The following is a 13,546-nucleotide window of genomic DNA, read 5'->3' on the forward strand; positions in this document are numbered from 1 at the left end:
GTGGGGGTGAACCGCTGAGCGCGTAGCGCGGATTCACCAGGGGAATGTGGTCCCCACGCACGTGGGGGTGAACCGGATCGCGCCAGCATCAACGACCTGATCCTGCGGTGGTCCCCACGCACGTGGGGGTGAACCGTATTTGGCGGCGCTGGGGCGTGACCCGCAAGCGTGGTCCCCACGCACGTGGGGGTGAACCGTTGCCGTCGAAGTCCACCAGCGCGCGGATCTTGTGGTCCCCACGCACGTGGGGGTGAACCGGCCGGCGAGCGCCGCGGCCTTCGCCCCGGCGTGTGGTCCCCACGCACGTGGGGGTGAACCGGCGTTGCTCGTGGCGCACTGTCTGGTCGGCCCGTGGTCCCCACGCACGTGGGGGTGAACCGACCAGTCAGCCGGCCGCGGACACGTTCAAACCGTGGTCCCCACGCACGTGGGGGTGAACCGACCGCGTTCGACCAGGGGCCGGGCAAACTCTGGTGGTCCCCACGCACGTGGGGGTGAACCGTGGGCGTGGATTGCGACGCCGGTGCAGTACGAGTGGTCCCCACGCACGTGGGGGTGAACCGGACACGGCGGCGGCGCAGGATAAAATCACGGTGTGGTCCCCACGCACGTGGGGGTGAACCGCAGCGGCATACGCGCACGTTTCGGCCTGGATCGTGGTCCCCACGCACGTGGGGGTGAACCGGAGTTCCACCATCTGACGGCACGGGGTCTCATGTGGTCCCCACGCACGTGGGGGTGAACCGGCGTCTTCGTGGAACGTCAGATAGGCGCCGCCGTGGTCCCCACGCACGTGGGGGTGAACCGCCGCGGCGGGCGGCACTGGGGGCGCGGGCGCGGTGGTCCCCACGCACGTGGGGGTGAACCGGAGGGCGTCAAGGCGGCCTCGGCGCCGTTCGCGTGGTCCCCACGCACGTGGGGGTGAACCGGTGAAGCGTGGCGGCAGCAACCCGCCGGCGAAGTGGTCCCCACGCACGTGGGGGTGAACCGCGCGGGTAGCCCGGCTTCTGGCCCGCTTTGACGTGGTCCCCACGCACGTGGGGGTGAACCGCGGCCCCGCCGCGCGCGAGCCGCCCCCGGTCGGTGGTCCCCACGCACGTGGGGGTGAACCGCTGGAGCAGCCGATCGTGCTGCGCGCCGCGGGGTGGTCCCCACGCACGTGGGGGTGAACCGCCTTGTCCAATCCTGCGCCAGCGTCGCCAGCAGTGGTCCCCACGCACGTGGGGGTGGACCGGCGCGACTCGGCGGCCGGATTGCCGCGCAGCAGTGGTCCCCACGCACGTGGGGGTGAACCTCGACGCCGCGGCCCTCTCCGAGGGCCTCTTGCGTGGTCCCCACGCACGTGGGGGTGAACCCGTGTCGCCGATCTCACGGTAATTGGCTCTCTCGCCCTCCCGATGACGATGGACTCAGGACTCCCGCAGAGCACCCGCGGGCCGGCACGCTGAGCCGGCAACCCGACCGCCGAAAACGGTACCGCCCCCGATAAGCACGGCCGCTCCCATTCGCGACCCGCTTCATCGAAAACGCGGGAGAGCCAGGATGATTTTGCGAGATGCCGAGCGCGGCGCCCGAACTGCAGCGACAGGATGGACCGTCCTGCGTCCGCCTGGCCCGACGCGGAGACTTGCAACTTTGATTCGTTTCGTTCGTTCAGTCTTTACTGAATGAACCGTTGACCGTACACTCAGATGCATGGAGGGTGGGATGAGCGACGACGACCCCCGCGTGCCGGCCAGCCTGGGTCGCTTCGTCGAGCGGGTGGGGCTGTACTTCGAGGAGTTCGGCCTGCCCCGCATCGCCGGCCGCCTCTTCGGGCTGCTGCTGGTGGCCGACGAACCGCTTTCGCTCGAACAGGCCGCCACCATGCTGCACGTCAGCCGCGCCTCCGTCAGCACCAACGCCCGGCTGGTGGTGAGGAGCGGCCTGGTCGAACGGGTCAGCCTGCCCGGCGACCGCCGCGACTACTACGTGTTCGGCGACCGTAGCTGGGAGGCCTTCATCGAAACCGATATGAAGGCGGCCGTGACGCTGCGCGAGTTCGCCGATGACGCCCTCGCCGGCCTCGGCCCGGCCGAGGCGCCGGCAAAGGCGCGCCTGGAGGCCGTCGCCGGCTTCTTTGACTTCTACAACGCCGAGCTCACCGCGATTCTCGAGCACTGGCGCGCCCGCGCCGCCGGGCAGCAGGCGCGGCAGGCGCCGCCAAACGGGCGACGCGGCCGATCGACACAGCCCGCAACGCGCGTCGACCGCTGAAAGCGTTGGAGAGAACCATGTCGGCGAATTTCGGCAGCAGCCCCGCCGCCGTTGTCAGCACGGAGAAGCCGGGCCTGGACCGCGGCGCCCCACGCCACGCGGCCGCGGCGTCCGAGCCGATCCGCGCGCTCGGCCTCAGCAAGCGCTACGGCGAGACGCTCGCCGTCGACCGGCTCGACCTGCACGTGCAACCCGGCGAGGTCTACGGCTTCCTCGGCCCCAACGGCGCCGGCAAGACCACCACGATCCGCATGCTGCTCGGCCTGCACCGGCCCAGCGCCGGCAGCGCCGCGCTGTTCGGCATCGACGCCTGGCGCGACCCGGTGGCGGCGCACCGCCGCGTCGCCTACGTGGCCGGCGAGCCGACGCTGTGGCCGCAGCTCACCGCGGAGGAGACGTTGGTTTTCCTCGCCCGCATGCACGGCACGGTGGACGGCGCCTACCGCGACCTGCTGGTCAAGCGCTTCGAGCTGGAGCTGAACAAGAAGCTGCGCGCCCTCTCCAAGGGCAACCGCCAGAAGGTGCAGCTGATCGCGGCGCTGGCCACGCGCGCCGACCTGCTGATCCTCGACGAGCCGACCAGCGGCCTCGATCCGCTGATGGAGGTCGCCTTCCGCGAGTCGGTGCGCGAGGCGAAGGCGCGCGGCCAGGCCGTCTTCCTCTCCTCGCACATCCTCAGCGAGGTCGAGGCGCTCTGCGACCGGGTCGGCATTCTGCGCCGCGGCCGGCTGGTGGACGAGGGCACGCTGGACCAGTTGCGCCACCTGAGCACGGAGACGATCGACGTGACCTTCGCCGGGCCGGCGCCGCAGATCGGCCCGCTCGCCGGCGTCACGATCGAGCGCTCCGGTGCGAACACGCTGCGCTGCGCCGTGGGCGGCAGCGTGGCGCCGCTGATCGCCGCGCTCGCCGGCACGAACGTCGTGGCGCTGCATAGCCGCGAACCCTCGCTCGAAGAGATCTTCCTGCACTACTACGGAGGCGTGAGCGATGAGCACTCCGCGTAGGGCGCTCGCCCGGCGCGCCTTCGCCGACGCGCGCGTGCGCCTGCTCAGCTTCGCCCTGATCTTCTTCGCCTACCCGCTGGCCACGATCGCCGGCTACAAGAAGACCTACCCGACGGCCGCGGACCGGCTCAGCTTCGCCCGCAGCTTTGGCGACAACCCCGCCGTGAAGCTGTTCTACGGCACGCCGCACCACCTGGAAACACTCGGCGGCTACGCGAGCTGGCGCGCCGGCGGCATCCTGGCGCTGGGCGCCGCCTTCTTCGGCGCCTTCGCCGCCGTGCGCGCCCTGCGCAGCGAGGAGGAGAGCGGCCGCTTTGAGATCACCGCCAGCGGCGCGATCACCCGCGGCGGCGCCTACGCCGCGCGCCTCGTCGCGATCGGCGCCCTGCTCGCCGCGCTCTGGCTGGCTTGCTGGCTCGGCGTGATGGCGGGCGGGCTGCCGTCGGGCGGCTCGGCCTACCAGGCGCTGGTCGTGATCGGCGTCGCGGCCGTGTATGTCGGCGTCGGCGCGGTTGCGAGCCAGTTGATCCCCACCGGCCGCGGCGCCCTCGAACTGGCCGGCGCCGTGCTCGGCCTCGACTTCCTGCTGCGCGTCGTCGCCGACACGTCCGGACCTCTCGCGCTGCACTGGCTCATGCCCCTCGGCTGGGCGGAGGAGCTGCGCGCCTTCACCGGGGCGCGGCCGGCGGTGCTGCTGCTGCCGCTGCTTGCCGCGACGGCGCTGCTGCTGCTCGCCGGCGCCTGCGAACGCCGCCGTGATATCGGCGTCGCCGTGTTTGCCCCGCACGACACGGTGCGCCGGCCGCGCCTGCGCCTGCTGCACGCACCGGCGGCGCTGGCGCTGCGCGCCCAGTCGCTGAGCCTGGCGGTGTGGGCGGCGGCGGTGGGCGGCATCGGCATCGTGCTGGGCTCCGTGGCCGGCAGTGTCGCCTCGGGGCTCTCAGAAGACCTGCGCAGGCGGCTCGGCAAGTTTGGCGGCGGCAGCTTCGGGGACGCCTCCAGCGTGATCGGCCTCTACTTCCTCTTCTTCGTGCTGTTCATCGCCCTCTTCTGCTGCAGCCAGATCGGCGCCGCGCGCGATGAGGAGGCAGAAGGGCGGCTGGAGACGCTGTTCGCCCTGCCGCAGGGCCGCGTCGCCTGGCTGGCGGGCCGGCTGGGGCTGGCAGTCGCGGGCGCGGCGCTGATCGCGGTTGTCGCCGGCCTGGGCACGGCGATCGGCGGCGCGGCGTCGGGGGCCGATGTCTCGCTTACCACCCTGATCGGCGCCGGGCTCAATACCCTGCCCGCGAGCCTGCTCTTTCTCGGCCTGGGCGCCCTGCTGATCGCCGTGGCGCCGCGCCTTGGCACGGGCGTCGCCTACGGGCTGGTCAGCCTCGCCTTTCTCTGGGAGCTGGTCGGCGGGCTGCTGGGCGTGCCGGGCTGGCTGCTCGGCGTCTCGCCCTTCCACCAGATCGGGCTGGTGCCGGCGCAGGACTTCCGCGCCGGCCCGGCCGCGATCATGCTGGCGATCGGTTGCTGCGCCGCGGCCGTCGCGCTGGTGCGTTTCCGCACCCGCGACCTCGTCGGCGCCTGAGCGCCGCGCCTACACCTGCTGGCCGCGGGCCAGCGCCAGGATGCGATCCATCGCCGCAGCGGGCAGTGCGCCGCGCTCGGCCCAGCGCAACGCGTCCTCGAGCTGGCCGAAGTCGGAGTAGCCGACGAGCGCGGTGGAGATGCCCGGTTGTGTGAGGGCGAAGCGCAGGGCCAGCTCCGGCACGCCCTCGCAGCCGGACTGCAGGGCGAGCGGCTGCAGCGCCTGCGCCCGCGCCAGGTCGGTGGCGTAGTCGCTGCCGCGGGCGAGCGAGCCGCCGGGTGAACCGGCATTGGCGGGCCGCTCCGCCGTGCCGCCGAGCGCCCCGGCCGCCAGCACGCGGATGGCGATCACGCCCAGCCCGGCGCCGGCGCAGCTCTCGAGCAGGCCGGTGAAGTCCTGCCCGCCGCCGCTGGCGCCGGCGTAGGCGCTGCTGGGGTTGAGCAGGTTGAAGTAGGACTGCACCGTTTCCAGCCCGGCGGCGGGCAACTGGCTGAGCGCGGCCACCTCACCCAGTCCCGTGAAGCCGGCGTGGCGCGCCAGCCCGGCCCGCACCGCTTCCTTCAGGCCGGCGGCCACGGGGCCGCGCGCCGTGGCCAGGCTCAACGCGTCGCCGTCCTCCGGTCCCGGCTCGCGCTCGATCACGGGGTTGTGCAGTTGCAGCAGATCGACGTGGTCGCGGCCGAGCCGGCGCAGGCTCTGCTCGATCGAGCGGCGCACGGCCGCCAGCGGCGCGGCCAGGTCGTCGCGCGAGAGCCGTACCTTGGTCCCGATCACCACGCGATCGCCGGCGCCAAGCTCGCCCAGCACGCGGCCCAGGTTTTCTTCGGAGCGGCCGTTGCCGTAGAGCGGCGCCGTGTCGAAGTAGTTGATGCCCGCTTCGATCGCCCGCGCCACGGCGCGGCGTTGCTCGTCCGGATCGCCGCGCACCATCAGCCCGCCCACGGCGCCGCAGCCGTAGCCCAGCGCCGAGACGCGCAGTCCGGTGAGGCCGAGATCGCGCTGCTCCATGCGCCCCCGCACCAGGAAACAGGAACGAGGAACGAGATAGTCGGGGCGTCCGCTGTTTCCCGGTTTCTGTCTCCTGGTTCCTATTTCCTGTTGTCTATTTCCTGGTTCCCGTGGCCCGTTCCCTAGCCCCTGGGCAGGCCCAGGCCGCGGCCGGCGATGATGCCGCGCTGGATCTCGCTCGTGCCGGCGGCGATCGTGGCCGAGACGGCAGACTCGTAGGCGTCGGCCATGCGGCCCTTGAGCTTCGCCCACTTCGAGCCCGGCTTCAGCGAGCCGAACTGCCCCAGCAGCTGAATGCCGGTAAGCGCGATGCGCTGCGACAGCTCGCTGCCGTACAGCTTGGACATGCTCGCCTCGTGGTTCGGGATCTTCCCCTGGGACTGCATCCAGGGGATGCGGTAGGCGAGCTGCGTGCCCACGTTCAGCTCCACGGCGCGGTCGGCCAGCTTCAGGCGCAGGCCGGGATCGCGCCGGGTGGTCTCCGGGTTCTCTTTGGCGAATTCGGCCAGCGTCTCCAGCGTCCGGCGGCCGTTGGCGTAGGCGGCGATGCCGGAGCGCTCGAAGTCCAGCGCCACGGCGACCTGGTACCAGCCGCGGTTCTGCTCGCCGACGAGGTAGTCCTTGGGAATACGCACGTTCTCGAAGAAGACCTCGTTGAAGCCGTGATGGCCGGCGATGTTGATCAGCGGCCGGATCGAGACGCCGGGCGCGTCCATCGGCACGACGAAGGTGCTGATGCCCTTGTGCTTGGGCGCGTCGGGATCGGTGCGCGCCGCCAGCCAGCCCCAGTTGGAGCGGTGGGCGCCGCTGGTCCAGATCTTCTGGCCGTTGATCACGAAATCGTCGCCGTCGGCCACGGCGCGCGTCTGCAGCGCGGCGAGGTCGGAGCCGGCGCCCGGCTCGCTGTAGAGCGTGCACCAGACGTCTTCGCCGCTGGTGATGCGGGGAAGGAAGCGTTGCTTTTGCGCGTCGGTGCCGTAGAGCATGATCGCGGGGCCGACCCAGGCCACGCCCATGCCGCCGCCGCCCGGGGCGGAGCGGTAGGCCATCTCCTCGTTGTAGATCAGCTGTTGCATGTGTGGGGCTTCGAGGCCGCCATACGCCTTCGGCCAGGCCATCGCCAGCCACTGGCTCGCGGCCAGCTTGTGGGTGAAGCCGCGCGAGAACGCCCAGAGCGCGTCGTTCGCCGGGCCGGGCTGCTCGCTGCCGTCGAACCGCGCGTCCCAGCCGGCGGGCAGCTCGCGGTCGAGAAAGCCGCGCACTTCGCCGCGAAACGCCTCTTCGTCCCTGGTGAACTGAAAGTCCATCGTTCTCCGCCTTCGTGTCCGCCGGCCGTGCGCCGGTCGATCCTCTGACGCCCCGCATGGTAGCACGGGGAAGGGTGTAGGGCGTGGGGCGTAGGGCGTAGGTGACAGGTGACAGGTGACAGGTGACAGGAGGTCGGTGACCTTTCACCTCATGGGAGGGTGGAAGCGGGCGCGGGCGCGGCTACGCGTGCCCGTCAGCCGGCGGCGTCAGCAGGCTGCGGGTCAGCGCCTCGAGGTCTTCGAGCACCGTGGCAGGGTCGCCGGCGTCGCGCCAGATGCCGAGGCGCAGCGCCGCCCAGGTGTAGGTGCTGAGCAGCGAGCGGGCCGCGGTTTCCACGGGCACCGGCGCCACCTCGCCGCGCTCCTGGCCGCGGCGCAGATGCCGCACCAGCGTGCCGAACAGGTCCTGCTGATTAGGCTGGCGCACGGTGGGCCGCGAGGTGTCGATCGCCGTCAGCGCCAGCGACATGCGGCGGTTGGCGTCGAGGTATTCCCAGACCTGGCGCAGCAGCAGACAGATGCGGTCGAGCGAGCCGTGCACCCGGCGCAGCTCCTCGGCGCCGCGCGCCGCCGCCGCATCGCGCCGGGCGGAGAGCGCCGTGCGCAGCAGATCTTCTTTGGAGACGAAGTAGCCGTAGAGCGTGCCGAGCCCGATCTCGGCCCGCGTGGCGATGTCCTGCATCGTCGTGGCGGCGTAGCCGGGATCGTCGAACAGGCGCTCGGCCGCGTCGAGAATCGCCGCGCGCGTGCGCTGCTTGCGCACCGCGAGCTTGCCCTGAACGGGATGCTGCTCGTTCTGGTCCATTTCGGCCACGTAACGCTCCCGCCATCACTGCTCACAGGATTGTAGCAAAACTGCGCCGCTCGTCTTGCTGCAACCAGGTCGACCGCCGCGCAATGGCCCGGCGCACAGCCGCGACCGCCGGCAGGCGCGAGCAGGAGTACAGCATTCAAGCACACGAGCAAGAGGAGGCACAACCTTGAACAGTCGGAACAGTCGGAACAGGCGGAACAGGCGGACCATGCGCAGTCTGCTGTATCGCAAGAGCATCGCCGCCGCGGCGACGGTGCTGGGGCTGGTCTCGGTTTCGGCCGCGTTCGCCGGGGGCCCGACCCGGCCGCCGGTGCCGCATCCCGCGCCGGCCGCCATCGATCCCGTCGTTCTCGCCTCCGCGCAGCCGGACCTGACCGCGGTGCGCGACGGCTGCGACTGCACCACGACCTGCGAGGAACAGAGGCAGGGACGAGGGAATAGAAGCGGCCGCGGACGGCTTCGCGTTGTGGCGGGCACGGCGCGGTGCTACGGTGGGGGCGAGGTGTCTTGCTGCTTCGCGGGGGCGTGAGATGGCGCAGCGCAAGGTGATCGATCTGCAAGCGGCGGCGGCGCTGGTGCGCGACGGCGAAACGCTGGCGCTGGGCGGCAACCTGCTGCACCGGGCGCCGAACGCCTTCGCCCGCGAGCTGGCGCGGCAGGGGCGGCGGGGCCTGCACCTGATCAAGACGGCCGGCGCCTACGACGTGGATCTGCTCTGCGCCGCCGGCTGCGCGAGCGCCGTTTCGGCGGGCTTCATCGGCTTCGAGAACGAGTTCGGCCTGGCGCCGAACTATCGCCGCGCCGTGGAGCAGGGCCGCGTGGAGGCGCGCGAGCACGCCTGCTACACCGCGATCATGTCGCTGCGGGCGGCGGCGTTTGGCGTGCCCTTTCTGCCCGTCGCCGGCTTTGCGGGCAGCGATCTGCCCGCAGCGCGCGGCTTCAAGACCGTGACCGATCCGTACAGCGGCGAGCGGATCCTGACCGTGCCGTGCATTCAGCCCGACTGGGCGGTGCTGCACGTGCCGCTGGCCGACGCGCGCGGCAACGCCCGCATCGAGGGCACGGAGTTCGAGGACGTGCTGATGAGCCGCGCGGCCCGCGGCGTGATCGTCACGGCCGAGCGTATCGCCGAGCCGGGCGAGCTGGAGCAGCGGCCGGAATTGCAGAAGGTTCCCGGCTTCCTCGTCACTGCCGTGGCGCTGGCGCCGCGCGGCGCCTGGCCGGGGACGTGCTATCCGCTCTATGACTACGAACCGGATGCCGTGCGCGACTACCTCTCCCGCAGCGGCGACGCCGCCACGCTCGCCGCCTACCTGGAAGAGACCACCGCGCGCGACCATGGGCTGGCGGCGGCGAGCCTCGCCTGAATCCTGCAGCAATGCTCTGCTGGAGCCCCGCGAGCTTCCGTCCGAGTACGGCGAGCGCTTCGCGCTCGTGCTCCCAGCGCGGGCTTACGTTCGGTGAGCATTGGTCCCAGCATGTCGCCGTGCAGGTTTGCCGAGCGACGAAGGGAGGCGATCGGTGAAGTTCGGTATTCGCATGTGTCCCACGGACTACGCGATCGACGTCGTCGACCTCGCCCGCGCCGTCGAGGAGCGCGGCTTCGAGTCGCTCTGGCTGCCGGAGCACACGCACATCCCGCTCGACTCTGAGGGCCCGTTCGCCGGCGGCGCGGTGCCCGATGAGTACAAGCACGCGCTCGACCCCTTCGTCGCGCTCGCCGCGGCCGCGGCGGCAACAACCACGCTCAAGCTCGGCACCGGCGTCTGCCTGGTGATGGAACGCGACCCGATCGAGCTTGCGAAGCAGGTGACAAGCCTCGATCTGCTCTCGCGCGGCCGCTTCCTCTTCGGTATCGGCGGCGGCTGGAACCTGGCCGAGATGCGCAACCACGGCGCCGACCCGGAGCATCGCTGGAAGCTGGTGCGCGAACGGGTGCAGGCCATGCGCCGCATCTGGACGCAGGACGCCGCCGAATTCCACGGGCAGTACGTGAACTTCGACCCGATCTGGAGCTGGCCGAAGCCAGTGCAGAAGCCGCACCCGCCGGTGATCGTCGGCGGCGACGCGCCGGGCACGCTGCGGCGCGTACTCGACTACGGCGACGAGTGGATGCCGATCACGCCGAAGCCGACCGAACGGCTCGCCGTGCGCGTGGCCGAGCTGCAACGGCTCGCCGCCGCGCGCGGGCGCGCGGTGCTTCCGGTAACGGCCTACTGGGCCAGCCCCGAGCCGGGCGACCTCGCCGTCTACGCCGCCGCCGGCGTCTCGCGCTGCGTCTTCAGCGTGCCCGCGGCGCCCGCCGCCGAGGTGCTGCCCCTGCTCGACGGGCTGGCGAAGCGCGTGCTCGCGCTCGCCTGATTGCGCTGCGCTGCTACCGCCGGCGGTAGTAGCCGCCGCCGGTGAACAGGGCAAGAACGAGCGCGACCAGGCAGATGATCAGCAGCCACTTGGCCACGAACAGGCCAAGCCCGCCGAAGATCAGAAAGAGCAGGATCAGGAGGATAAGCAGGGCCAACATCGCGATCGAACCTCCGCTGGTAGCCGCCTCGCCCCCGCTTCGCCGTGCAGTTCGGCGGGCGGCCCGTCCGGCGGAAGCGAGATGGTCATGGCTGCGCGGGTGCGTCGCTTTGCACGGTACGGAGCCGCGGCGGACGCGGCATCCTTCCTTCGGCTCCGCAAACATAATTCTTTATCGCAAATCATCGGCGCGGGCCAGGCGCCACCGGCCCGCGGGCAAGCGCGTCTGCCTGCTTGCTGCCCTGCTTGCGTGGCAGCGCACCAGCATCTAGTATTACTGTACACATTGAGTAATGCATCTTATCCGAGGCAATGAAGCGTGAGGGTGAGACCGTGCGTGAGTATCAAACCGCCGTCACCAGCAAAGGGCAGGCGACCGTGCCCAGCGAGGTCCGGCGCTTGCTGGGATTAAAGCCGCATGACAAGCTCGCGTTCATCGTTGAAGACGGCGGCGTGCGGATCGAGCGTGCGCGCAGCGTCGTGGAGCGGACGGCGGGACTGCTGCGGTCGGACGGGCCGCCGCTGAGTGCTGAAGGGCTGCGGGATCTCGCTGAGCGCGCGATCGCCGACGACGTGCGCGATCGGACACGGGAGTAATGGCCCGACAGTTCGTCGACACGAATATCTTCCTGCGCCATATCCTTCGCGATCACCCGGATCATTCTCCACGTTCTACGGCCTATCTCTTGCGCATCGAGCGGGGGCTCGTGCAGGGGTACTCCACCGATACGGTGGTGTTCGAGACCGTGTTTACGCTCCAGCGCGGCTACGGTCATACCCGCGGCGAGATCCGCGACGCGCTGCTCCCGCTCCTGGAGCTGGCGGGACTCGCCCTGCCGCACAAGCGCATGATGCGACGCGTGTTCGACCTGTACACCGGCAGCAACCTCTCGTTCGCGGATGCCTATCATGCGGTGCTGGCGCTGCAGGTGGGCATCAGCGAGATCGTCTCCTTCGACGGCGGCTTCGACCGCGTGCCCGGCGTCACGCGCGTCGAGCCGTGAGGCGCGGCGGGTGGCCCTCATCCTCTCCCCCGTCCCCTCTCCTTCTCCCAATACTGGGAGAAGGAGAGGGGCGATCCCGGGTTGCAGCGATCCAGAGGGCGTCGGGTTGGCCGGTTATTGTGCATCGCGCCGGTTGGCGCGAGGAGTGCTCGATGTGCGCCGCTGGAAGTGGCCACCGGAGCCACGCCTTCAGCCACCATTCCTCCCGCGTACAAGCTCCCCTCGCCCAGGATTGGGACCGTGAGATTGACCGGGGGTGAGGGCCCGCTGCCCCGCACGCCGCCGATCGGCTAGACTCGACGCGGTTCGACACGGACACGGTTGCCAAACCGGCGCACGGGGGGAACGGCATGGCGGAACAGCAGCGCTGGGGCTTCTCCCTGCCGCTCGAAGGGCTGAGCCTGGCCGAGCAGCGCACGGCGATTCAAGAGGCCGAGCGCATCGGCTATACCGACGCCTGGTCGCTCGAAGTCGACGGCATCGACTGCTTCACGCCGCTGGCCGCAACGGCAGCCTGGAGCGAGGGGCTGACCGTCGGCACGGCGATCGCCAACGTCTACACGCGCACGCCCTCCGTGCTCGCCATGCAGGCCGCGGCGCTCTCTGAGCTTGCGCCCGGCCGCGTTGTGCTCGGCATCGGCTCCTCCTCGCCGGCGATCGTGGACGACTGGGGCGGTCTGCCCTTCTCCGACCCCTACCGCCAGGTGCGCGACGCGACGAAGATCCTGCGCGGCCTGCTGGCGGGCGAGCGCCTCAGCTTCGAGTCCGGCCGCTTCCGCGTGCGCAACTTCCGCCTCTCGCGCCCGCCGGCGCAGTCGGTGCCGATCTACATCGCCGCCCTGCGCGAGGGGATGCTGCGCCTGGCCGGGCGGCTGGGCGACGGCGCGATCATCAACTGGCTCTCGGCCGAAGACGTGAAGAAGGTTGTGCCGATCGCCAAAGCCGCGGCGAAGGAGGCGGGCAAAGACCCGGCGCGCTTCGAGATCGGCTGCCGCATCTTCGTCTGCGTCACGGACGACGCGGCCTACACGCGCCAGCAGGCGAAGCGGCTGATCACGACCTATCTGACCACGCCCGTCTACGCTGCCTTCCACGAGTGGCTGGGGCGCGGCCCGGCGCTGCGCCCGATGCTCGACGCCTGGGCCGCCGGCGACCGGCGCGGCGCCCTGGCCGCGGTGAGCGACGCGCTGCTGGACGAGCTGGTGCTGGTTGGCAGCGCCGCCGCCTGCCGCGAGCGCGTGCAGCAGTACGTGGACGCCGGCGTGACGATCCCGATCCTCTACTTCGCGCCCTTCGCTCCCAGCGGCACGCCCGGCGAGCAGAGCCTCAGGGCATTGCAGGAGCTTCGGCCCTGATCGGCCCGCTCGGCCCTCATCCTCACCCCCTTCCCCTCTCCTTCTCCCAATCCTGGGAGAAGGAGAGGGGCGATCCTGGGGAGGAAGTTCCGTAGCGGCGTCGGGCTAGCGAGGCCGGTTTCGGCAGGCTCGACATAGCAGCCGGTTGCCGCCTGCAAGTCATGCATCTTTCGATGCTGGCGAGGTCGATTACGGCAGGCTCGTCGCAGCAGGGTTAGCCGCAAGCCGGTCGGAACGCTCACGGCTGGATCGTCTCCTTCCCTCCAGGATTGGGGGAAGGAGACAGGAGAGGATGAGGGCCGACCGCCGACCGCCGACCACCCCGCAAATCCGCTATACTCGCCCTGCCAAACCCTATTCCGTCTCATTCTTACCCGTACGGTGCCCGCCAATGACCTCGCCCTACACCCACACCGAGCTCGTTTGGGCCAACAAGCGCACCCACGTGGACCGCATCGCCCTGCCGTTCCAGCGCGTGGAGACGGTGAACGCCCCGCGCGGCGGCGACCTGTTCACGGCGCTGGCGGGCGGCGACGGCCCGCGCAATAAGCTGATCTGGGGCGACAACAAGCTGGTGATGGCCTCGCTGTTGCAGGGCGACGCGGCCGCGGGGATCGAGCCGCTGGCGGGCACGGTCGACCTGATCTACATCGACCCGCCCTTCGACACCGGCGCCGACTTCAGCTTCCGCACGCAGATCGG

The 13,546-nt window shown here is 70.8% G+C and carries 14 protein-coding genes and 1 CRISPR repeat array (1 of these 15 running past the window's edge); of the genes, 10 read left to right on the top strand and 4 right to left on the bottom strand.

The window, feature by feature from the left end:
- Positions 1-1,356: direct repeats of the CRISPR family, unit length 29 nt; unit sequence GTGGTCCCCACGCACGTGGGGGTGAACCG; it begins 198 nt to the left of the window's first position.
- Between the two features lie 351 nt (positions 1,357-1,707).
- Genes VKV26_03790 through VKV26_03800 form a run of 3 tightly spaced genes read left to right on the top strand, consistent with a single transcriptional unit; the run spans position 1,708 to position 4,836 of the window.
- Complete coding sequence (locus tag VKV26_03790; GenBank protein HLZ69011.1) at positions 1,708-2,256, top strand: MarR family transcriptional regulator; 549 nt, start codon at positions 1,708-1,710, stop codon at positions 2,254-2,256.
- Positions 2,257-2,273: 17 nt separating this feature from the next.
- Complete coding sequence (locus tag VKV26_03795) at positions 2,274-3,263, top strand: ABC transporter ATP-binding protein (GenBank protein ID HLZ69012.1); 990 nt, start codon at positions 2,274-2,276, stop codon at positions 3,261-3,263.
- A complete protein-coding gene (locus VKV26_03800) occupies positions 3,247-4,836 on the top strand; it encodes a polyketide antibiotic transporter (GenBank protein ID HLZ69013.1) in 1,590 nt (529 codons plus the stop codon). The genes VKV26_03795 and VKV26_03800 overlap by 17 nt, the downstream gene beginning before the upstream one ends.
- 9 nt (positions 4,837-4,845) lie before the next feature.
- Here VKV26_03800 and VKV26_03805 read toward each other — a convergent pair whose 3' ends face one another.
- The 3 genes from VKV26_03805 to VKV26_03815 all read right to left on the bottom strand — a co-directional run bounded on the left by VKV26_03805 (position 4,846) and on the right by VKV26_03815 (position 7,956).
- Positions 4,846-5,844 carry an aldo/keto reductase gene (locus VKV26_03805; protein ID HLZ69014.1) on the bottom strand — a complete coding sequence of 333 codons (999 nt, stop codon included), beginning with the start codon at positions 5,842-5,844 and terminating at the stop codon, positions 4,846-4,848.
- A 122-nt stretch (positions 5,845-5,966) separates the two neighbouring features.
- Positions 5,967-7,151: an acyl-CoA dehydrogenase family protein gene (locus tag VKV26_03810; protein ID HLZ69015.1), complete on the bottom strand. Its 1,185-nt coding sequence runs from the start codon at positions 7,149-7,151 to the stop codon at positions 5,967-5,969.
- A 181-nt stretch (positions 7,152-7,332) separates the two neighbouring features.
- Positions 7,333-7,956: a helix-turn-helix domain-containing protein gene (locus VKV26_03815; protein HLZ69016.1), complete on the bottom strand. Its 624-nt coding sequence runs from the start codon at positions 7,954-7,956 to the stop codon at positions 7,333-7,335.
- 217 nt (positions 7,957-8,173) lie between these two features.
- Between VKV26_03815 and VKV26_03820 the strand changes: the two genes are divergently transcribed.
- The 3 genes from VKV26_03820 to VKV26_03830 all read left to right on the top strand — a co-directional run bounded on the left by VKV26_03820 (position 8,174) and on the right by VKV26_03830 (position 10,326).
- Positions 8,174-8,494 carry a hypothetical protein gene (locus VKV26_03820; GenBank protein HLZ69017.1) on the top strand — a complete coding sequence of 107 codons (321 nt, stop codon included), beginning with the start codon at positions 8,174-8,176 and terminating at the stop codon, positions 8,492-8,494.
- A gap of 1 nt (position 8,495) precedes the next feature.
- Positions 8,496-9,332 (top strand): CoA-transferase, encoded by an 837-nt coding sequence (locus VKV26_03825; GenBank protein ID HLZ69018.1) that lies wholly within the window; start codon positions 8,496-8,498, stop codon positions 9,330-9,332.
- Between the two features lie 154 nt (positions 9,333-9,486).
- Entirely contained in the window at positions 9,487-10,326 is an 840-nt protein-coding gene (locus VKV26_03830) for an LLM class F420-dependent oxidoreductase (GenBank protein ID HLZ69019.1), read from the top strand.
- Positions 10,327-10,339: 13 nt separating this feature from the next.
- Here VKV26_03830 and VKV26_03835 read toward each other — a convergent pair whose 3' ends face one another.
- The gene (locus VKV26_03835; GenBank protein ID HLZ69020.1) at positions 10,340-10,486 is read right to left on the bottom strand and encodes a hypothetical protein; all 147 of its coding nucleotides are present in this window, start codon (positions 10,484-10,486) and stop codon (positions 10,340-10,342) included.
- Positions 10,487-10,818: 332 nt separating this feature from the next.
- Between VKV26_03835 and VKV26_03840 the strand changes: the two genes are divergently transcribed.
- The 4 genes from VKV26_03840 to VKV26_03855 all read left to right on the top strand — a co-directional run.
- On the top strand, positions 10,819-11,082 hold the full coding sequence (locus VKV26_03840) for a type II toxin-antitoxin system PrlF family antitoxin (GenBank protein HLZ69021.1): 264 nt from the start codon (positions 10,819-10,821) through the stop codon (positions 11,080-11,082).
- On the top strand, positions 11,082-11,489 hold the full coding sequence (locus tag VKV26_03845) for a type II toxin-antitoxin system VapC family toxin (GenBank protein ID HLZ69022.1): 408 nt from the start codon (positions 11,082-11,084) through the stop codon (positions 11,487-11,489). The genes VKV26_03840 and VKV26_03845 overlap by 1 nt, the downstream gene beginning before the upstream one ends.
- 350 nt (positions 11,490-11,839) lie before the next feature.
- The gene (locus VKV26_03850) at positions 11,840-12,844 is read left to right on the top strand and encodes an LLM class F420-dependent oxidoreductase (GenBank protein ID HLZ69023.1); all 1,005 of its coding nucleotides are present in this window, start codon (positions 11,840-11,842) and stop codon (positions 12,842-12,844) included.
- Positions 12,845-13,235: 391 nt separating this feature from the next.
- On the top strand, positions 13,236-13,546 hold a 311-nt coding region (locus tag VKV26_03855), incomplete at its 3' end, for a site-specific DNA-methyltransferase (GenBank protein HLZ69024.1).

This window comes from Dehalococcoidia bacterium, assembly GCA_035310145.1.
GTDB lineage: Bacteria > Chloroflexota > Dehalococcoidia > CAUJGQ01 > CAUJGQ01 > CALFMN01.

What these genes read in the sequence shown, in the direction of transcription:
- VKV26_03810 (HLZ69015.1), bottom strand. Translation starts at nt 7,151, where the DNA reads ATGGACTTTCAGTTCACCAGGGACGAAGAGGCGTTTCGCGGCGAAGTG.
- VKV26_03845 (HLZ69022.1), top strand. Translation starts at nt 11,082, where the DNA reads ATGGCCCGACAGTTCGTCGACACGAATATCTTCCTGCGCCATATCCTT.
- VKV26_03815 (HLZ69016.1), bottom strand. Translation starts at nt 7,956, where the DNA reads ATGGACCAGAACGAGCAGCATCCCGTTCAGGGCAAGCTCGCGGTGCGC.
- VKV26_03790 (HLZ69011.1), top strand. Translation starts at nt 1,708, where the DNA reads ATGAGCGACGACGACCCCCGCGTGCCGGCCAGCCTGGGTCGCTTCGTC.
- VKV26_03795 (HLZ69012.1), top strand. Translation starts at nt 2,274, where the DNA reads ATGTCGGCGAATTTCGGCAGCAGCCCCGCCGCCGTTGTCAGCACGGAG.
- VKV26_03820 (HLZ69017.1), top strand. Translation starts at nt 8,174, where the DNA reads ATGCGCAGTCTGCTGTATCGCAAGAGCATCGCCGCCGCGGCGACGGTG.
- VKV26_03800 (HLZ69013.1), top strand. Translation starts at nt 3,247, where the DNA reads ATGAGCACTCCGCGTAGGGCGCTCGCCCGGCGCGCCTTCGCCGACGCG.
- VKV26_03835 (HLZ69020.1), bottom strand. Translation starts at nt 10,486, where the DNA reads ATGTTGGCCCTGCTTATCCTCCTGATCCTGCTCTTTCTGATCTTCGGC.
- VKV26_03825 (HLZ69018.1), top strand. Translation starts at nt 8,496, where the DNA reads ATGGCGCAGCGCAAGGTGATCGATCTGCAAGCGGCGGCGGCGCTGGTG.
- VKV26_03850 (HLZ69023.1), top strand. Translation starts at nt 11,840, where the DNA reads ATGGCGGAACAGCAGCGCTGGGGCTTCTCCCTGCCGCTCGAAGGGCTG.
- VKV26_03805 (HLZ69014.1), bottom strand. Translation starts at nt 5,844, where the DNA reads ATGGAGCAGCGCGATCTCGGCCTCACCGGACTGCGCGTCTCGGCGCTG.